This is a genomic window from Burkholderia sp. Bp9142, assembly GCF_003853415.1.
Lineage (GTDB): Bacteria > Pseudomonadota > Gammaproteobacteria > Burkholderiales > Burkholderiaceae > Burkholderia.
Genome location: NZ_QTPP01000015.1, coordinates 109,573 through 127,642 on the forward strand (window position 1 = coordinate 109,573; position 18,070 = coordinate 127,642).

General features: G+C 62.9%; 18 protein-coding genes. 11 read left to right on the top strand and 7 right to left on the bottom strand.

All coding sequences use genetic code 11. From position 1 onward, the window contains the following. The first annotated feature begins 71 nt into the window (after positions 1–71). The 3 genes from DIE22_RS18660 (at position 72) to DIE22_RS18670 (ending at position 2,399) form a co-directional block, all read left to right on the top strand. Positions 72–932: an ABC transporter substrate-binding protein gene (locus DIE22_RS18660; RefSeq protein WP_124498324.1), complete on the top strand. Its 861-nt coding sequence runs from the start codon at positions 72–74 to the stop codon at positions 930–932. Positions 933–1,003: 71 nt separating this feature from the next. Next, positions 1,004–1,924: a fumarylacetoacetate hydrolase family protein gene (locus tag DIE22_RS18665; protein ID WP_221623894.1), complete on the top strand. Its 921-nt coding sequence runs from the start codon at positions 1,004–1,006 to the stop codon at positions 1,922–1,924. Next, positions 1,917–2,399, top strand: coding sequence for a PaaI family thioesterase (locus DIE22_RS18670; protein ID WP_124605793.1), 483 nt, complete (start codon positions 1,917–1,919; stop codon positions 2,397–2,399). The genes DIE22_RS18665 and DIE22_RS18670 overlap by 8 nt, the downstream gene beginning before the upstream one ends. Before the next feature lie 119 nt (positions 2,400–2,518). Here DIE22_RS18670 and DIE22_RS18675 read toward each other — a convergent pair whose 3' ends face one another. After that, positions 2,519–3,637 (bottom strand): porin, encoded by a 1,119-nt coding sequence (locus tag DIE22_RS18675; RefSeq protein WP_124605794.1) that lies wholly within the window; start codon positions 3,635–3,637, stop codon positions 2,519–2,521. A gap of 60 nt (positions 3,638–3,697) precedes the next feature. Then, positions 3,698–5,098 (bottom strand): spinster family MFS transporter, encoded by a 1,401-nt coding sequence (locus tag DIE22_RS18680; protein WP_260426720.1) that lies wholly within the window; start codon positions 5,096–5,098, stop codon positions 3,698–3,700. Positions 5,099–5,433: 335 nt separating this feature from the next. On the opposite strand from DIE22_RS18680, the gene DIE22_RS18685 reads away from it, so the two are divergent. From DIE22_RS18685 to DIE22_RS18705, 5 genes are all read left to right on the top strand, one after another. After that, positions 5,434–6,432, top strand: a complete 999-nt coding sequence (locus tag DIE22_RS18685; RefSeq protein ID WP_260426721.1) for a fumarylacetoacetate hydrolase family protein — start codon at positions 5,434–5,436, stop codon at positions 6,430–6,432. Positions 6,433–6,574: 142 nt separating this feature from the next. Further along, the gene (locus tag DIE22_RS18690; RefSeq protein ID WP_124605795.1) at positions 6,575–7,684 is read left to right on the top strand and encodes an FAD-dependent oxidoreductase; all 1,110 of its coding nucleotides are present in this window, start codon (positions 6,575–6,577) and stop codon (positions 7,682–7,684) included. A 133-nt stretch (positions 7,685–7,817) separates the two neighbouring features. After that, a complete protein-coding gene (locus DIE22_RS18695; protein ID WP_124605796.1) occupies positions 7,818–8,768 on the top strand; it encodes a VOC family protein in 951 nt (316 codons plus the stop codon). Further along, a complete protein-coding gene (locus tag DIE22_RS18700) occupies positions 8,765–9,127 on the top strand; it encodes a Rieske (2Fe-2S) protein (protein ID WP_124605850.1) in 363 nt (120 codons plus the stop codon). Before DIE22_RS18695 ends, DIE22_RS18700 begins: the two co-directional genes overlap by 4 nt. Positions 9,128–9,263: 136 nt before the next feature. Next, positions 9,264–10,466, top strand: coding sequence for an MFS transporter (locus DIE22_RS18705; RefSeq protein ID WP_124605797.1), 1,203 nt, complete (start codon positions 9,264–9,266; stop codon positions 10,464–10,466). Between the two features lie 366 nt (positions 10,467–10,832). Here the strand turns inward: DIE22_RS18705 and DIE22_RS18710 are convergent, their stop codons facing one another. Then, positions 10,833–11,564 carry an SDR family NAD(P)-dependent oxidoreductase gene (locus tag DIE22_RS18710; RefSeq protein ID WP_124605798.1) on the bottom strand — a complete coding sequence of 244 codons (732 nt, stop codon included), beginning with the start codon at positions 11,562–11,564 and terminating at the stop codon, positions 10,833–10,835. A 2-nt stretch (positions 11,565–11,566) separates the two neighbouring features. Further along, a complete protein-coding gene (locus DIE22_RS18715; RefSeq protein WP_221623895.1) occupies positions 11,567–12,832 on the bottom strand; it encodes an MFS transporter in 1,266 nt (421 codons plus the stop codon). 67 nt (positions 12,833–12,899) lie between these two features. On the opposite strand from DIE22_RS18715, the gene DIE22_RS18720 reads away from it, so the two are divergent. Together DIE22_RS18720 and DIE22_RS18725 are read left to right on the top strand one after the other, a co-directional pair. Next, a complete protein-coding gene (locus DIE22_RS18720; protein ID WP_124605799.1) occupies positions 12,900–13,595 on the top strand; it encodes a TetR/AcrR family transcriptional regulator in 696 nt (231 codons plus the stop codon). Between the two features lie 105 nt (positions 13,596–13,700). Then, a complete protein-coding gene (locus tag DIE22_RS18725) occupies positions 13,701–13,991 on the top strand; it encodes a putative quinol monooxygenase (protein WP_124605800.1) in 291 nt (96 codons plus the stop codon). A gap of 178 nt (positions 13,992–14,169) precedes the next feature. On the opposite strand, the gene DIE22_RS18730 is transcribed toward DIE22_RS18725, so the two are convergent. From DIE22_RS18730 to DIE22_RS18740, 3 genes are all read right to left on the bottom strand, one after another. Then, positions 14,170–15,024 carry a class III extradiol ring-cleavage dioxygenase gene (locus DIE22_RS18730; RefSeq protein ID WP_124605801.1) on the bottom strand — a complete coding sequence of 285 codons (855 nt, stop codon included), beginning with the start codon at positions 15,022–15,024 and terminating at the stop codon, positions 14,170–14,172. Positions 15,025–15,059: 35 nt separating this feature from the next. Beyond that, entirely contained in the window at positions 15,060–15,965 is a 906-nt protein-coding gene (locus tag DIE22_RS18735; protein ID WP_124605802.1) for an NADP-dependent oxidoreductase, read from the bottom strand. Positions 15,966–16,048: 83 nt separating this feature from the next. After that, complete coding sequence (locus DIE22_RS18740) at positions 16,049–16,888, bottom strand: class III extradiol ring-cleavage dioxygenase (RefSeq protein ID WP_124605803.1); 840 nt, start codon at positions 16,886–16,888, stop codon at positions 16,049–16,051. Between the two features lie 149 nt (positions 16,889–17,037). Between DIE22_RS18740 and DIE22_RS18745 the strand changes: the two genes are divergently transcribed. Next, positions 17,038–17,943, top strand: coding sequence for a LysR family transcriptional regulator (locus DIE22_RS18745; protein WP_124605804.1), 906 nt, complete (start codon positions 17,038–17,040; stop codon positions 17,941–17,943). Positions 17,944–18,070: the final 127 nt, after the last annotated feature.

Consider the following 18,070-nt stretch of genomic DNA (forward strand, 5'->3'; position numbering starts at 1 on the left):
AAAACATTTCTTGACAAAACGGAACGATGCGTTCTGTAATTGATGGTAGCCAACCATGAGGAAACGACGTGATGGAGACACAGGCGATCCGGGTGATGTGGTTCGTGCCGCCGTTGCTGGCGATGGTCGCCGGCCGCGATCCGCGCGCCGCGGTGACGACGCGGGCGGTCCGCAACCGCTCGTCGGACGAACAATACGATGCACTGGTGGCCGGCGACGTGGATGCCGTCGTCACCGCGATGGACAACGTCATCGGATGGAACCGGCGTGCCGGGCCGGCCGATTTTCGCGTCGTCGCCCAGATCGAGCGGACCACGCCGCTGACGCTGGTGGCGCGGGCCGGCAGGCATGACGTGGGTTCGCTTCGCGGCGCCGACATTCTCATCGACGCACCCGACAACGGCTTTGTCACCGCGTTGCGGGCGATGCTCGGCGATGCGGGGCTTGACGGCGATGCCTGTCGTCTCGTGACCGCGGGCGGTGTTCAGGAGCGTCTGGAAGCGTTGCTGGCGCGACAGGGCGTTGCCACGCTGCTCGGCCCGCCGTTCGATGCGATGGCGATCAAGGCCGGCTTCGTCAGGGTGGCGAGCGTTCAGCAGATCTGGCCGCATTTTCCGGGGCAGGGAATCGTCATGCGCACCGGCGGTGCGCGGGCGCGCGTGGGCGCGTGGCTCGCGGATCTCGAGAGCGCGCGGCAGACGGTTCGCGACCAGCCGGCGCTAGCCCGGGAAGCGGTGGTCGCGGCATCGCTGCCGGCGGCAGCGGCCGACGGAATGATCGCGCTATCCCCCCGGTCGTTGCTGCCGGCACCGGACGGGGTGGCGCTTCTCGTTGCGCATCGCCGGGCGCTGGGCCTGGCGGGCGCTGACAGCGACTATTCGGCGATCGTCGACGATTCGCTGGTTCGCAAACATATCGGAGACATGGCATGACGCGGTATTCACTCGGGACATTTTCCGCAGGCGATGGTGCGCGGTTCGTTGGCTTCGTTCTCGACGAGCGCGTGACGCCGCTTGCCGAACTCGCGGCAAGACATGGCGACACCATGCTGGCGCGGGCGTCCACGGTTCTCGGGCTGCTCGAAAACTGGGATCTGAGCCGCCCGGCGCTGGAGCGTCTTGCGAGCCAGATCTCGGCACCGGAAGCGCAATGGTACCGGCTGTCCGATTTACATACCCATCCGGCAATCGACCTGCCGCGCCAGGTGTTCTGCACTGGTGCCAACTATCGCAAGCATGTTGTCGATCTGACCGTCGACGCGAAGGTGGGCCCCGACGGCCTGAACGACATGCAACTTCGGGTGTGGGCAGAAAACATGCTCGACGAACGCGTGGCGCACGGGGAGCCTTACGCATTCACCAAACCGGTGTCGGCGATCTCCGGTGCGTTCGATCCGCTGGTGTTGCCCGACACGACGACGCAGCCCGACTGGGAACTCGAGCTGGCCGTCGTGATCGGCCGCGGCGGCTATCGGATCAAGCGGGAGGATGCGTTCGCGCACGTGGCGGGCTATACCATCGTCAACGACATCTCAGCACGCGATCTCATCCCGCGGACCGATTACAAGATGCTCGGCACCGACTGGCTGCGCTCGAAAGGCCAGCCGGGATTCCTTCCGCTCGGCCCGTACTTCGTTCCGAGCGCGTTCGTGCCGGATCCGCACCGGCTGAGGATGCGCCTGACCGTGTCCGGTCAGGTCATGCAGGATGAAACGACGGCCGACATGCTGTTCGGCATCGACCGGCAGATCGAATACATTTCGCGGTACGCGCGGCTCTTGCCGGGGGACATCATCTGTACGGGGTCGCCCGCCGGAAACGGCACGCACTACAACCGCTTCCTGCGCGACGGCGACATCATGGAGGCGGAGATCGAAGGGCTCGGGCGGCAGCGCCAGGTGTGCACGGAGCGGCGACATGGCTGAGGCGCTCGAAGCGGAAATCGGCGTGCGGCCCGATAACCTCGACCGCGCGTTCATCGAGCAAACCGTTGCGGCCGGGATCGGCAACGTCCCACTCGCGATGAATCCGGCATTGCGGTGGCTCGGCGCGACATTGCTGGGAGGCAGCAGGGGCGCGCTGTCGATCGGTTTTACCGCGCCCGCCGACTCGGTCCAGGGCAACGGCGTCGTCTCCGGCGGCGCGCTGGCGTCGATGCTGGATCTGGCAATGGCGCTTGCGTTGCTCTCGCAACTCCCGCACGGCCGCACGTGCGCAACCGTCAGTCTCACGGTCAACATGCTCGAGCCGGGGCATGTCGGGAAGTTCGCGGCAGAAGCGCGCGTGAAGCGGCTCGGCAACCGCATCGCGTTCCTCGAGGCAGACCTGTATGACGGGGCGCGCGTGCGCTGCGTGGCCAATGCGACCGCGTCGTTCGCCGTATTCGACGTGCGCGGTTGAGGGCAACGAAGGGGGGCTGCTTCGTCGACCGGCTCGCGGTGCGTCGGTGGCGGCCCCGCCGCACCGCGACAAACCTGTCCGGCCATGACGGAAGCGGCCGGACGACCTGCCGGGCCGACCTAGAAGTTGTGACGAATCCCGATGTCGACGGCGAACTGGTTGCCGCCCGATGCGGAACCGAGCTGGAACAGTTGCGCGAGGCCCCGACCTGACGTGTGCTCGTAGACGGGCGAAATGAACATGTCGGTACTCTTCGAGAGGAAGTAGTCGGCCGAGACGTTGACGTTGTCGTAGCGCGTTTGCGCCGCGCGGAAATTCGCGTGCCAGTAGCCGAAACCGAGCACGACGTCCGGTCGCACGTAGTAACCCGCGTTCGCATTCACGATCGGCATCGATGCAGATTGACCATCGCGGCCCTTCAGGTGAACGTCGAATGCGCCGATCGCGAACCTGGCGTGTCCCCACGTGTAGCCAGTGCCTGCACCGGCCATGTCGAGTCTTGCCAGCGGAACGACCGCCGTACTGCCGGGCGTCCCGTTCACGCCCCAGAACGTGCCGCCCGCCAGTCCCAGTCCGCTCGTCGGTGACCATGGCTTCAGCGCGTAATCGGAGAAGCTCGACCACGCGAGCGCCGCATCAAACCCGTTTTTCGACCAGGCGAGCAGTGCGCTGAGCGTCCTGCCGGAGAACGCCTGCCCTGTTGCCGCGTGATCCGGCAGCGCGTACATGAAGCCGACCGTCAACGGCCCCAGCTCGTTTCGGTACTTGATTGCGTTGTTCACGCCCGGGAAATTGAAGCGATCGATGCCGCCCGGATGGGCGGCCATGGTCGTCGAGTAGTAGTTCGCCTGATAGGGCAGCAACTCGGCCATGTAGTCATGCTGCCGCCCGACGGTGACGGTGCCCAGTCGTGCGTCGGCCAGTCCGGCGTATGCCTTGCAGAAGAGCTGCGTGCAGCCTCCCGCTCCGGACAGCGCGCCATTGGAAGGTCGGATGGCCATCTGCAGGTTGAACACCGCGGATAGTCCGCCGCCCAAGTCTTCCTTGCCTTTCAGGCCCACGGTGGAATTCCAGTGGTCGTTATCGAGTTCTCCCGCGTAGGCGCCGCCTCTGACATTGGGCGAATACACCAGGCCGGTGGCCAGGGTGCCATACAGGGTGACGCTCGATTGCGCCGAGGCAATGCCGGGGGATAGTGCGGTCGCCGTGACGGCGAGCACCAGTAGCGGTGTTTTCATGTCTCCTGCTCCGTTTTGGTTTTCTTCTTCGTGAAATCTTCGGTATCCGAATCGATGGTGCTAGGCGACGGTCTTCCCCGCGTCCGTGCCATTGCCGGTCGGCACGGGTTCCGGTGTGGCGGGACGGCGCGAGCCTGTCGCGAGCCATGCAAGCAGATCGTCGCGGACATTCTGGTAGCTCGTCTGGCCGAGCCAGCACGCGAGAAAGCCGATCACGGAGAGCGGAGCGATGACGATCACGAGCGAACTGCCGAGCAATGCGTTGTCTTTCAGCACGTATTGCGTCACGAGCGCAACGGACGTCGGCCCCATGGACAGGCCGATAATCCCCGTCCAGATATAGTTCAGCGCCGCGGCCTGACCCCTGAGCTGATTTGGCACGATGTCCTGGATGACGGCTGCCGCGCCTGAAAAGGACAGCGCGCTGCCGAAGGTGAGCAGGCCGAGGAAAAGAAGGCTCAGTGTCGGACTGGAAACGCACACCATGCCGATGACCGATCCGAGCGCGATGGGCCACCAGGCGAGCGGAAGCCTGAAGCGGCCGCCGCGAATTCGACTCGACGCCAGTACGTCGGTCAGATGCCCGCCGCAGATACATCCCGCGACGCCGCTGACGATCGTCATTGCGCCCATCGTGAGGCCGACGTGGACGGGCTGCATGTGGTGGTGACGGATATAAAAGGACGGCGCCCACGCGACGATGATGTAGCCGATCATCGCGGTCAGCGTATAGACGGCATAGACGGACGCGAATGCACGTTTGCGACGCGACAGATACGACCACAACCCGAGCGTCTCGCGGTTTCCATCGGCCGCCTGCTTGACTTCGCGGCGCACCGGTTCCTTCAGCGCAAGAACGACGAACGCCATCAGGATGCCGGGCAAGCCTGAAACGATGAAGGCGAGCCGCCATGTCGGCATGCCGGAAACGCCGGGCAGGCCGAAACCGGAGAAGCGCGTGAGCAGCGAAATGATCGCACCGCCGAACAGCAGCGATGCGCCGACGCCGACGTAGTTGGACATGTTGTAGGCGGCGATGGCCCGTCCGCGCTGTGCCGGCACGAAACTGTCGGCGATCATCGAAAACGCCGCGGGCCCAAGGCAAGCCTCGCCGATGCCGACACCCATCCGCGAGAAGAAGAGCTGCCAGAAGCCGGTACTCAGGCCGCAGCAGATCGTCATGACGCTCCACAGCAAGACGCCCGCCGCAATCAGGTTCCTGCGGGTGTGACGGTCGACCAGGCGGCCGAACGGCAGTCCCATCACGGAATAGAACAATGCGAAGGCCACCCCTTGCAGCAGGCTGATCTGCACGTCCGACAGTCCGATCTCGTGCCGGATCGGCCCGACGAAAAGGGAAATGATGTTCCGGTCGAGATACGACACGACGCTCGTGCAGAACAGGACGAATACGAGGAACCACGGATAGTAGTGCTGGAAAGCCATTGCTTTGCGACGCATGAACGCTCCGGAGTGACGGTGAGACTCGGGCTGGTCGATGGGGCAGGCGCGAGGAGGCGACGGATTTCGCAGCGTATGCATCGTTCGCCTTCACTTGCCGCGTGGTTCGTGAAACGCGTGTCGTGGCACCGTTTCTGATGTGCCTGCGGTCGGCCTTAGGTTTTCGATTGGCGGTGCGTGAGAATCATTTAATAAACGATACGAATCGTATACTAAAGTTTTGCATCATCGACTTCGAAGTCCGCCGGGAAATACCCTAGCTTTTATGTCATTGACAAAACGATACGTTCAGTTTCATTATGGCTCATCTCAATTTCTTCACAGGGAGACGGCATATGAAGCTGGGGCGATTTGTAGTCGAAGGTCTGGACGGGCCGGTTCACCGCATCTGTCTGGTGCAGCCGGAGCAGGGGCGCGTCATCGATCTGCGTGCGGCAGAAGCGCTGCGGCTGCAGGCGCAAGGAGCAACCCGCGACGCCGCGCTGCGTTACGCATCCGTCGTGTTCCCGGAAAGCATGTCGGCCGCCATCGCGCTCGGGCAGCGTTTTCTCGACACCGCGACCGAAGCAGCCGCGAAATACGGCGACGACGCGTCGCGTGCGATCGACGGGCTGCAGTGGGGCGCTGCCTGCGATCCGTCCGTGGTGCGCGACGGGCTCACTTTCACCAAGCATATCCGCCAGTTCCATGAGCGGATGAACATCAGCCCGACGCCGGCCCTGCTCGAAGTGCCGGGCTACTTCAAGGGCTCGCCGTGGACGGTGATCGGGCACGAAGCCGAGGTGTCCTGGCCCGCGCGCTCCGAGCGTCTGGACTATGAGTTAGAGCTCGGCTGGGTCGTGGGCCGGCAGGCGCACAACATCACGCCTGAGGTCGCGCGTTCGTATTTGTTCGGTGTGACGATTTTCAACGACTTCAGCGCGCGCGATCTGCAGGGCAACGAGTTCGCAATCGGCATGGGGCCGACGAAGAGCAAGGACTTTGCATACGGCATCGGTCCGTGGATCACCACGATCGACGAGTTCGAGCGGCTCGATAACATCCGGATGTCGGTGCGCGTGAACGGCGAGACGTGGGGCGAGGGCGATACGTCGGAAATGCTTTGGACGCCCGAAGAGCTCATCGCTTACGTGTCGCTCGGCGACTACGCGCAACCAGGCGACGTGATCGGCTCGGGCACGATGGGCAACGGTTCGGCGCTCGAGCTCGGACGCAGCGTGAAACCGGGCGACGTGATCGAGCTCGACGTGAAGGGCGTGGGCGTGCTGCGCAATCGCATCGCGCGGCAACCGCAGGAAACCTGGTGGCCGCAGCGGCGCGCGCCTTTCATGTAAAACGGGTTTTGCGCGCACAGGCTTCGTCACGGTACGAGCCTACAATCGCCGGGGGACAAGCCGGATCAGCCGGGGCGTCCATCGGTTTCACTGACGACCCGAAAAAACTATCCGCCATCAGAGTGGAGAAAGGAGACAGGCAATGAAGGTCAAACGTGTGCTGATCGTTGGCACCGGAATTGGTGGCGCCACGGCCGCCGTTACCCTGGCCAGGCAAGGATTCGACGTTCACTGCATCGACATCAAGCCGGAGAGACCGACGGCAGGGGCGGGCATCTGTCTGCTCCACAACACGATGCGCGCGCTCGAGACGCTTGGCCTTGCCGATGCCTGTCGCGAGAGCGGGATGGCGTTCGCCGTCTTTCGGGAATTCGACGCGTCGGGCGAACTGCAGCATGTCCATCCCGCACCGCCGAGCTGTGGGATCCGCAGGCCAGAACTCGCTCGTATCCTCGAGACGGCAGCGCAGGACAGCGGCGCGGTGCTGGAAAAGGGCGTGACGGTCCAGGACCTGACGGACCGCGGGGATCGCGTCGACGTGCAGTTCTCGGATGGCCGACTGGCATCGTACGACCTGGTGATCGCGGCGGACGGCGTGTATTCGGGGCTGCGCAAGCGAGTCTTCGGTGCCGACTACGAGCCGCGGTTCGCCGGCCAGAGCGTCTGGCGATTCAACGCTCCGCGTCCCGAACAGGCCGACGGTTTCTGTCTGTATCGAACGCCGACCGGCAAGGTCCTAGGGATTTTCCCGACCTCGCGCGAGAACTGCTACATGTTCTACCTCGAAAGCAGCCGCGAACCGCTGCGCATCGCGCCGGAACATTCGCATGTGCTCATCCGCGAGCGGCTGGCCGAGTTCGACGCGCCGGCCATTCGCGACGCGCTCGACCTGATCACTGAATCGTCCCAGGTGATTTTCCGTCCGCTGGACATCACGCTGGTACCCACGCCGTGGCATCGCGGGCGCGTGGTGTTGCTGGGCGATGCCGCGCACGCGCCGACACCGCAGATGACCTCGGGCGCGGGCATGGCGGTCGAGGATGCCGTGGTGCTGGCGGAGTGCCTCGCCGGCAGCGCGTCGGCCGGGGAAGCGCTCACTGGCTACGACCAGCGTCGCTTCGAGCGGGTGAAGCGGATCTACGACGCTTCGCTGCAGCTCTGCCTGAACGAACAGGAGGATTCGATCGGCAACAAGGACCAGTCGGCCGCCTTGCTGCTGGAGACGTACCGGTATCTCGGCCAGCCCATCTAGGCACGATGCGACACAAGCTTTCCGGTCCATGCGGTCGTCATGTGCCGGCGCTTGGCGCCCGAACGTTTTTACGATGCGACGGTAACCAACAAGTCTCACGTGGTGAGACGGTTTCATCAACTGGACGATGACAATGAAAATCCTCGGACCTGACACACTCGTCTTCGGTGTCGAAGACGTCGAAAGCTGCACGCAGTTTCTTCTCGACTACGGTCTCACGCGACAGGGCGAAGACAGATTCGAAGCCCTGGACGGAACCGGGGTCGTCATACGCCCCAAGGACGATCCGTCGCTGCCGGCGTGGCCGTTTGCGACGGCCAATCAGCTGCGCAAGACCATCTACGGCGTGGCAGACCAGGCGACGCTCGACGAGATCGCCCGCGAACTCGAAAAGGACCGCGAGGTGACGTTGCTGCCCGATGGTTCGATCGAATCGGTTGACGATGTGGGGTTCGTGCTCGGCTTTCAGGTCACCGTGCGCCGCGAATTGCAGCTTCCGGCCGAGCCGGTGAACGCGCCGGGCGATGGCCGTCGCGGGGTCAACGTGACGGGTGCGTTGACCGGCGAGAACGAGCCGCCGCCGCGCCCGAGGACGCTGTCGCACGTGGTGTATTTCGTGCCGGACACGGATAAGGCCGAAGCGTTCTACGTCAATCGGCTCAAATTCCGGCTGAGCGACAAGTTCATCGGCATGGGGCCGTTCCTGCGTCCCGCCGGAACGCTCGATCACCATACGCTTTTCCTGATCCAGACGCCGCCGTTCATGCAGGGTTGCGAGCACTTCACGTTTCACCTCGGTGGCCCAACGGAGGTGATGCGTGCCGGCAGCGCGTTCGCGGCGAAAGGCTATGAATCGTATTGGGGCCCGGGTCGTCATCAATTCGGCTCGAACTGGTTCTGGTATTTCAACTCGCCGTTTGGTTGCCACATCGAGTACGACGCGGACATGGACCTGCACGACGATTCGTGGGTGCCGCGCATCGCGCCCGCGCATGCGGACCGCGCCCAGGAGTTCCTGCTCCAGTGGCGTGAAAAGTGGGCGCCGGGCGGCCCGCCGCCGTCGTCCGAACCGCTGCAGGCATGACAGCCGATGCAGGCTCGTTGCGCTGGATGCGTCTTTGCGAATTGAGCGCGCTCCCGAACCCGGGGGCGCGCGGGTTCGATCTGCAGGGGCGCGGCGTCGACGATCTCTTCGTCGTTCGCCGGGACGGGTTGATTCGCGGTTACCGGAATTCGTGCCCGCACTGGCTGGGCTCGACGCTTCCGTGGCGCAAGGATGCCTATCTCGATCGTTCGATGACGCACATTGTCTGTCACGGACACGGCGCGAAATTCACGCTCGACGACGGTCTCTGCATCCTGGGCCCGTGTCTCGGGCAAAAACTCGAATCGGTTCCGCTGCGCATCGAGCATGACCAATATCTCAGCATCCTGTGGCGTTGAAGCGATCGCGCGATTGATGCGCGCGCAAGTCCCGTATGCCGATGTTTCGATACGCCACCATGACAGGCGACAGGCGGGTTCGACGGCGCATGTTCAGCGGTGAGATCGGCCCGGGCGCCGGTGGAGCGAATCGCTTGTGAAAACGGGAGATGACCGGTTCGGTGCCGATGCGTCGATCGCATGCGTGCTCTGGGCGCTTTACCTTTGCTGTTTCACCAGCCTGGCTTCGATGAGGATTTGCGACGCGATGCTGCCGTCGCTCGAAGCCCATTTCGCGGTTACCCCGCAACATGCCGCGCGGACGATTTCCGTCTTCGCACTGACGTACGGTGCTTCCCAGTTGTTTTTCGGGCCGTTGGGCGATCGCATCGGCAAGATCAGGGTGGTCGGCATCTCTGCCGCAGTCAGCGCCCTCGGCAATCTTGCCGCATCGGCATCCGGCAACATCGATCAGCTCATTTTTGCGCGGGCCGTGGCAGGCGCCATGACGGCCGGCATTGTTCCGATGACGATGGCGTGGATCGGTGACAACGTTCGGTACGACCGCCGGCAGGAAGTACTCGCGAGGCTGCTCGGGGCGACGATATCGGGAACGATTTACGGTCAATGGGCCGGTGGCCTGATTTCATCGCTGGCAGGGTGGCGAACCGCATTCGTAACGCTTGCCGTCGCGTTTGGCGCGGGCGGAATGCTGACGCTAGTGCGGGCGTCGCCTCATGCTGAATGCCGCGGGCCGGCGGAGTCGCAATTCTGGCGCGATGTGGTTTCCGTGTTGCGGACGCCATGGGCTCGCGTGGTGCTCGTGATCGCCATGTTCGAAGGCGCGCTGGCTTATGGAGCGCTCGCCTTTTTACCCATCCATTTTCACGACGAACTCGGCTTCCCGATGTCGGAAGCAGGGCTCGTGGTCGGCTTGTACGGGATAGGCGGTCTTTTTTATAGCCGTGCGGCAAGGATCCTGCGCCGGCATGCTGCGGAGGCCGGATTCGCGGCGATCGGCGGCGTGGTGCTGCTGGGCTCGTTTGGCCTGCTCGCTGGCCAGCACGAACGAAGCCTCAGCCTGCTCGCATGTTTCGGCGCCGGTTTCGGTTTCTATATCCTGCATAACACGCTTCAACTGAACGCCACGCAGATGAACCCGGCGTGCCGGGGCACGGCAGTCGCGCTGTTCTCTTGCTTCCTCTTTCTGGGGCAATCCATCGGCGTCCTGGCCGGTGCTGCAATCGTTCAACAGCGCTCGACGTCGGCTTTGTTGCTTGCAAGCGGGGCAGGGCTGCTAGCGACAGCTATAGTCTTTTCGCGTCTCCTGTTTCGCAGGGCAGGCAACGATGGCGGCTAATCGGCCCAGCGGGAAAGGAATTCGACATGTTGCGTGTTTTTGAAAGTCAATGGTCTGATTTCGGGGCGTGCACGGTTGACGATGAAACGGGGACGCGTTTGCGGCGGATCGCCGAGTCATTCGCACTGGCGAGTTCCGTTCACACGTGCGTCGCAATGGACCCGTCGCTGAGCCGTGTTCGACGAGGCAATCCTGTCCAGCGGCGGTGAGGTGTCCCACCGGATGTGATGTACCGCATCGTCGGCACAACGTCGAGGCTGCCAACGAGTGGGTGACGACGCGGATCTGGCCGCGTTGCGCGGCTCGGCTGGAACGGTCCGGGATGTGCACGGCTGCCCAGGAGGAGTCACCTGCCCGGCGCGACCGTCAGCTCATGTACCAGCCGCCGTTGACGTTGATGGTCTGGCCGGTGATGTAGCCATTTGCGGCCAGCATGACGACGACCGATGCGACCTCGCCTGTGTGGCCGAAGCGGCCGACCGGAATCAACGTCGGCGTGATGGACGGATTGCCTTTCAGCATCTCCGTTTCAATCAGCGCCGGAGCGATCGCGTTCGACGTGACACCTTCCTTGGCGAGCGCGGCGGCGTAGTAGTGCGTCAACCCGATGAGTCCCGCCTTGCTCGCCGCATAGTGCGGACCGATGACGCCGCCGAGTTGCGCGGCGACCGACGACAACGTGATGATGCGCCCCCACTGCCGCTCGCGCATGCCGGGGAGTGCGGCCTGAATCGCGTGAAACGCCGAGCCGAGATTGACGCGGAGCGTTTCTTCCCAATCCGCCGTGGTGATCTGTTCGGACGTGCGCACAGGGTTGATGCCGGCGTTGTTGACGACGATACCGAGCGGACCGAGCCGGCTTTCGGTCTCTCGCACGAGTCTGTCGGCGACTTGTGGATCCGCGACATCGCCACCGAGTGCGACGGCCTGGCCGCCTTCCTGGCAAATGGTGTCGGCCACGGCGTCAGCACCGGCCTTGTCGCGGTGATAGCCGACCGCGACGCGGCATCCTGCCGCGGCCAACGCGAGCGCGATGTCGCGGCCGATGCCACGCGATGCGCCGGTGACCAGCGCGACCTTTCCGTTCAGATTGTCCATGTTCATGCTCCACGGGGATGAGATTGCGCGGCTTGCCCGCGCAGGTTCAATGCGAGCACCACACCTGCCGCGCCGACGAGCAGGAGCGCCAGCGCACAGACGCCATGCCATCCGGCGATGCTCCAGGCGGCCGAGCCGGCAAACGAGCCGACCGCTCCGCCGCCAAATGTCGAAACCATGTAGAGCGTATTGACGCGTGCGCGGATGTTGCCGCCCAGCGCGAAGATACGTGTCTGGTTGGCGATTTGCCCGCTTTGGAGGCCGAAGTCGAGCAGGTTGACTGTTACGACCAGTGCCGTGAGCGAGAAGGCGCCCGGCAGGCCCGCGAACACGAAGGCCGAGCCGACGGCCGCCAGCGAAACCAGATTGATGCGGAATACGCCCAGGCGGTCCGACAGCCGTCCCGCCATCGGTGCCAGGAGGGCGCCAGGCGCGCCATACAACCCGAACAAGCCGGCGGCGGCCGAGCCGAGGCGGAATTCCGGGCTCGCCAGGTGGAATGCCAGCGACGCCCAGAGTGCCGAGAATGCCGCGAACACGAGAAAGCCCAGCGCCATCAACAGGCGCAGCGGGCGGTTGCGCAGAAGAGGCGGCAGTGAGCGCAGCAGGTTCAGGTAGCCGGTATGTCGTGCCGTGTCTGCCCGGGCGGGAATCAGGCGCGGCACGATGACCGCCAGTGAGCCGGTCAGGACGGCGGCCAGCAGGTAAGGCACACGCCATGATCCCGAAACCTGCGCGATGCTGCCCGAAACGGTGCGCGACAGCAGGATGCCCAGGATCAATCCCGTTTGCAGCGTGCCGATGATGCGCCCTCGATGTTCCGGTGCGGAAAAGCCGGAGACGACCGGGATCAGGATCTGTGGAACCACGGTCGTTGCTGCCAGCAGCGTGCTTGCGGCGATGAGGAGCGGCATCGTCGGCGACAGCGCAGCCGCCAGCAGGAACAGCGCGGTCGCAATCGATAGGATCCGCACCAGTCGGCGTGCAGGAATGGTATCGGCGAGCGGCAGTACGAACAGGATGCCGAGCGCATAGCCGACTTGGGCGCCGACCGCGACGAGCCCCGAGACTTGCGCCGGCACCTTCATGTTGCGCGCGATCTCGTCGAGCAGGGGCTGGCACAGATACACGTTGCCGACCGCGACGCCGCTGGCGGCAGCCAAGGTTGCCAAGGCGCGACGTCCCATGCGCGGTGAGTGGTTTTCGTCGGAACCGTCCGCAACCGTCATAATCCTTCCCTTGTTTCTGAAATTCGCGCGCTTGCGCATAACTTGCACTGCACTGTATAGTGCAATAATGCTCTGCACTGTACAGTGCAGTCAAGAGGAAGAATCGATGGCGTCCCGAAAGAAATCTGCTGATCAGCCTGCAAAGATCGTATCGATATTCGAGGCCGTGGAGAGTCCCGGCGCGGCGCTTTCGAAGCGGGACGAGATTCTCGCGGCGGCCACCCGGCTGTTTCTAAGCCAGGGATACGAAAGTGTAAGCATGGATCTCGTCGCGCAGGAGGCCGGCGCGGCCAGACGCACGCTGTACAACCAGTTTCCCGCAGGCAAGGAGGAACTGTTTCGCGCCGTCGTCGAGCGTGTCTGGAGTGCGTTCCCGGTGCTGGATATCGTGGCGGAGGCGGAAACACAGTCGGATCCGGACATCGGGCTCCGACGCATCGCCACGGCGGTTGCGTCGTTTTGGGAGCCGCCGTTGGCGATCGCGTTTCTGCGCATGGTCATCGCCGAAGGGCCGCGTTTTCCCGACCTGACCGAGAGCTTCTTCACGCACGGCAAAACGCCGGCGATGAGTGCCGTACGCGCCTATATCGAGAAGCAGGGCGAGCTCGGCGTGCTGAGCATCAGGGACGGGGAGCGGGCGGCGCGCCAGTTTCTCGGATTGATCGACGAACCACTGCTGTGGATCCGGGTGCTTGGCCGTGAAGAGAAGTTCACTCGCGCGGAGCGACAGGATGTGATCGACGAAGCCGTCGACATTTTTCTAGGCCACTATCGCGTCAAGCCAAAGGCAAGAAAGGCGTGAGAAATCGATTGCCCATGTCGCTGCCGACTATCGGCTCTGTTCCTGAAGAGAGGGCGGGCAGCGGGAGGGCGGCATTAAACCGGGCGTTTTCAATAGGGAGTACAGATGAATCCGGTCACTGTTATTGCATTTCCGATCGCTCCTCCGGGAAAGGAAGATGAGCTTGCGGCCCAGTTTGAGCTGCTGGTCCCCGCTACTCGAGAGGAACCGGGTTGTCTTGCTTTTACGGTTCATCGACATCCACAGATATCAAATCGATTCGCTGTATATGAGCAGTTTCGGGACCAGGCTGCATTTGATGCCCATCTGCGATATGGCCATACCCAAAAGTTTGTCGAATGGATCCAGGAAAGTGGCGCGGTGCTCCACTACGAGTTCTGGAACGAGATCCAGTGATTGCCGATTAGTAGGGTGAAATCTCGTTCACCGACAGCCCCGCGCGCGTTCTGCCTTATCCAGGTAGCGGACCTCGCCTTGCACGTTGAACGACCGGGAAGCAGTAATGTGCCGATTGTCGACGAGTTCGGTGCCGGATGCGCTGCCTTGGCTTCGATAGCTCGCGGACGCGCAACCGTTAGCGAGCACGCGCATGTCTGGCACCGGATTCGCCTGCGATTTGCCCGAACCGGTAGCTTGAGGGTGAAGGAGGCCCTCGGTGCCGTCCGCCGGCCATGCACATGGCCGGATCATCACCTGCTGTTCCGGCAATGAAAAGTAGCGGCATCAGGGAATTCCCGCGCGGATGCGCGATGCGTGCAGCCGGAGCGCGTTCCCAATTCAACAATGCCATGATGCGACGGGAAGGCTCCTCTTCGAGAAGCGCCCGGCGTAGCCACATATCAAAATCGACCGATGATGGAGTTGCTGTCTGCCTTGTCCGATTCTGTTCGTCGTGACACGATCCGCAACCGATGATGAGCACGTTTTCGTCTCGGAGTTGTGCAATGGCGCGGCCAGCGGCCCAATGTATGCCGGGATCGAGGCTCGCCCGGAGCGACAACCGCGCGACGGGAATGCAGGCATCCGGATACATCGTGCCGAGCACATTCAGCACTCCGCCATCGATCTGGTAGTCAGCGGCTTCGCGAGTCGGTAAGGCGGCGCCATCAAGGAGATCATGAACACGCCTGGAAAGCAGGGTGCCGTATCCGAGATGGGCGCTTTCGTCGTGGTGCCTCGAGGCCCCGGCACGATTGCACCTTGTGGCGGGCTCCGGCAAGGACGATATCGTGAATGCCGGCTCCTCCCAGTCGCCCGACACGAAGAGTATTGCGTCAGGACGCTGCGACAGTTGGCGTGGAATATCCCGGATTGATCGTTCGAGATGGCGATCGTGCCCGCCTGCCTGACTGTCCATATCGAGCGATGGGTCGCCGTCATGCGACAAGAAATAGACAGGATGTCGGTGAGAGCTGATGGCTGCGCTCATATTTCGTCAGGCATGCGGAGTTGATCGGGAAAAGGTCAATCGTGTCGAAGGACAACTTTCCCGTTTGTACCCGCCGCGACTGCGTCCTGTGCCGCGCCGATTTGTGCCAGCGTGAACGTTCGTGAAATCGGTATGACTAGCAAGCCGCGCGCTGCGGCGTCAAGCACCGAGTCAAGCGTGGCAGCGTCAGTGCGATGGTAAAGCTCATGAATGGTGACGCGGTTGTCGGCATTGGCCTGATGCGGCACGGGAACGATGCTGGCGACTTGCCCGCCGTCGCGAACGTGTCCGATGAGATTGTGTGCGACGGGTGCCGCGGCACTGATGGCGAAGTCGAACGAGTGGATCGTCGGTTGCGAAGTGATATCGAGCGCGTTGCCGGCAATGTCACGCGCTTCGTCGAGTCGCTCGGGCCGGACTCCGGCGACGGGATGGGCACCCAACTGCTTGAGATACTGGATCGCGGCGCGGCCCACCGCGCCGAGGGCGCCCGAAACGAGCACACGGTCGCCGACCTGAATGCCCAGCGCGTCGACAGTTTGTCGTCCGGTGAGGCCAGCTTTTACGAGCGTGGCCCCTTGCTCGAAACTCAATGTGGCAGGCAACCTCGCTACTGAACCAGCCGGAACCACGCCATACTCCGCATGCGCACCTTTCCCGTTCGCGGCGAAGTCGGCAACGACGCGGTCGCCGATGGTGAACCCGGTAACGCCGGCCCCCAATGCCGCGACGGTGCCGGCTGCATCGCCACCCAGCACCGCGGGCAGCGGCAAGGGAATGTACTGAGCCATGAAGCCTTGACGAAGAATGAGGTCAAAGGGGTTCACGGCCGAGGCCATGATGTTGATCAGGATCTCGCCAGCACCCGGTTCCGGGATCGGCAGGTCTTCGAGTGCGAACTGATCGGTATCGCCATACGACTTCAAAACTGCAGCTTTCATTGCTGTTCTCCAGAAATGGGATGCCAATCGGCCGGGGCGCCGATCGGCATGTACGAGACACATGCGATTAAAGCGGAATCGCCTTAGCGCCCTGCAGCGGGTGCTTCCGGCGGGTTGCCGAAACGAAAGCTCGACACGGTAAGCCCGCCTGCGAAATCGGTCTGGTGATAAATCGTCGAACCGGTCTCGTCCCATGCAGCGCCAACTGCAACCATCAACGGAAGCAGATGATCTTCTCGTGGGTGCGCATCGCGCGCGTGCGGCGCCTGTTCCCAGTCGACGAGACGCGCCGCACGCTCATCCGATTTCACGTGCACGAGCGTCCATTGCAGCCAGGCATCAAATTGTCGAGAGGCCTCGTGCCCGGATGCGTCGCGCATGGCGGGCAAGTTGTGAAAGCTCAGGCCGCTGCCGATGATCAGAACGCCCTCGTCGCGCAATGGTGCCAAGGCCCGGCCGAGTTCCAGATGTCGTGCGGGATCAAGTCCTGCATCAAGTGACAACTGCACCACCGGGACATCCTCGGCCGGATACAACGGCTTCATGATGCTGAAGGTGCCGTGATCGAAACCGCGAAACGGGTCGAGCCTGGCTTCGATGCCGCCGCTCTGTATGAGATTGCACACGCGTTGCGCGAGCGCGGCAGAGCCTGAAGCACGGTAGGCGATGTGATAGAGCTCGTCAGGAAAGCCGTAGTAGTCGTAGACCATCCCCGGATGCTCGCAGGAAGAGATGGCGAAGCCGGCTTCTTCCCAATGACCCGAAACCATCAACACGGCCTTGGGCGCATCGCCCAGCTCCGCTCGCATCTCGATCAACGATTGTTCGAGTCGTGCAAAGTTGCTACGGAATGGGCCGGTCATGTAAGGCCATGGACCGCCGCCGTGGCTGACAAAATAGCTCGGAAGCCGTGGTTGGGTCATGAGGTTCGCCTTCGCAAGGTTGCCGTCGACGGGTGACGGACGGTGTCCGGAGCCTACGTCCGACGGTGTGCAGTGAGAGGATCGTGATTTCGCGATGGTTGATCAACTGATGTAGAGTTGATGGTTCGTTTCCTGGATGTTTATGATCGATGGATACATTGCTGAGCATGCGCGTGTTTTGCATGGTGGCGGATCATCGGAGCTTTGCCGCCGCGGCCAAGCGCCTTGATTTGTCGCCGGCCATGGTGAGCAAGCACGTGATGCATCTGGAGAGCCGCGTCGGCAACCGATTGCTCAACCGGACGAGTCGCCACGTCAGTCTGACCGAAACCGGTGCGCTTTACTTCGATCAGGTGAGGCGGATGCTCGAGGGGGTGGACGAGGTCGAGGTGGCAATCAGCAACACGACGGTGTTGCCACGCGGCACTCTCAGGTTGAGCGCTCCGGTTTGGGTCGCCAGTCTATGTTTTTCGAAATTGCTGGCGGGCTATCACCGGCGCTATCCGGACGTTTGTCTGGATATGGACCTGAGTGGCAAGATCGTGAACCTTGCCGACGAGGGTTTCGACCTTGCGCTACGAGCAATGGCACCTGAACGGCTCGATCCCGGGCTGGTTGCCCGTCCGCTCATGCAAGTGCGGTTCCACCTTGTCGCATCGCCCGCGTATCTGAGGCGCGCGGGCCGTCCGAGGAAGATTGAGGATCTGAACGGCCATGCGCTGCTGCGGTACAGCGGAATGGCGTTGAATGAGCGAGTGACCTTCGACAACGCGGACGGACGACACACGGTCAACTTTCGCACCGTGATGCAAAGCGAGAACGAGACCCTTCTGCATATGGCGGCGCTGCAGGGCATGGGCCTGGTCTTTTTGCCGACGTGGATGGTCGAGAGTGATATAACGCAAGGGCATCTGAAACCGGTGTTGCCCGACGCGCTCAATGTCAGTCCGACGCTTCACGCCGTTTATTCGAGTCGGAAATACCTGTCCGCCAAGGTGCGGTCATTTATCGACTACTTGGCTTTGCATTCCGATCAGCTCGAAAATTTGAGCTGACCGGTTTCGGCGTTATTCCTGTAGTCCGAACGTGGCGTCGGAAGGGGCGAATGATCGTGCTCTGCGCTTCGCTGCATTGAACCAGGCGCATTGCATCTTTCTTGCCGACCGGCCAGTCGGTCACCTA

What these genes read in the sequence shown, in the direction of transcription:
- DIE22_RS18685 (WP_260426721.1), top strand. Translation starts at nt 5,434, where the DNA reads ATGAAGCTGGGGCGATTTGTAGTCGAAGGTCTGGACGGGCCGGTTCAC.
- DIE22_RS18725 (WP_124605800.1), top strand. Translation starts at nt 13,701, where the DNA reads ATGAATCCGGTCACTGTTATTGCATTTCCGATCGCTCCTCCGGGAAAG.
- DIE22_RS18695 (WP_124605796.1), top strand. Translation starts at nt 7,818, where the DNA reads ATGAAAATCCTCGGACCTGACACACTCGTCTTCGGTGTCGAAGACGTC.
- DIE22_RS18745 (WP_124605804.1), top strand. Translation starts at nt 17,038, where the DNA reads ATGGATACATTGCTGAGCATGCGCGTGTTTTGCATGGTGGCGGATCAT.
- DIE22_RS18715 (WP_221623895.1), bottom strand. Translation starts at nt 12,832, where the DNA reads ATGCGCAAGCGCGCGAATTTCAGAAACAAGGGAAGGATTATGACGGTT.
- DIE22_RS18660 (WP_124498324.1), top strand. Translation starts at nt 72, where the DNA reads ATGGAGACACAGGCGATCCGGGTGATGTGGTTCGTGCCGCCGTTGCTG.
- DIE22_RS18735 (WP_124605802.1), bottom strand. Translation starts at nt 15,965, where the DNA reads ATGAAAGCTGCAGTTTTGAAGTCGTATGGCGATACCGATCAGTTCGCA.
- DIE22_RS18690 (WP_124605795.1), top strand. Translation starts at nt 6,575, where the DNA reads ATGAAGGTCAAACGTGTGCTGATCGTTGGCACCGGAATTGGTGGCGCC.
- DIE22_RS18680 (WP_260426720.1), bottom strand. Translation starts at nt 5,098, where the DNA reads ATGCGTCGCAAAGCAATGGCTTTCCAGCACTACTATCCGTGGTTCCTC.
- DIE22_RS18700 (WP_124605850.1), top strand. Translation starts at nt 8,765, where the DNA reads ATGACAGCCGATGCAGGCTCGTTGCGCTGGATGCGTCTTTGCGAATTG.
- DIE22_RS18675 (WP_124605794.1), bottom strand. Translation starts at nt 3,637, where the DNA reads ATGAAAACACCGCTACTGGTGCTCGCCGTCACGGCGACCGCACTATCC.
- DIE22_RS18720 (WP_124605799.1), top strand. Translation starts at nt 12,900, where the DNA reads ATGGCGTCCCGAAAGAAATCTGCTGATCAGCCTGCAAAGATCGTATCG.
- DIE22_RS18740 (WP_124605803.1), bottom strand. Translation starts at nt 16,888, where the DNA reads ATGACCCAACCACGGCTTCCGAGCTATTTTGTCAGCCACGGCGGCGGT.
- DIE22_RS18710 (WP_124605798.1), bottom strand. Translation starts at nt 11,564, where the DNA reads ATGGACAATCTGAACGGAAAGGTCGCGCTGGTCACCGGCGCATCGCGT.
- DIE22_RS18730 (WP_124605801.1), bottom strand. Translation starts at nt 15,024, where the DNA reads ATGAGCGCAGCCATCAGCTCTCACCGACATCCTGTCTATTTCTTGTCG.
- DIE22_RS18670 (WP_124605793.1), top strand. Translation starts at nt 1,917, where the DNA reads ATGGCTGAGGCGCTCGAAGCGGAAATCGGCGTGCGGCCCGATAACCTC.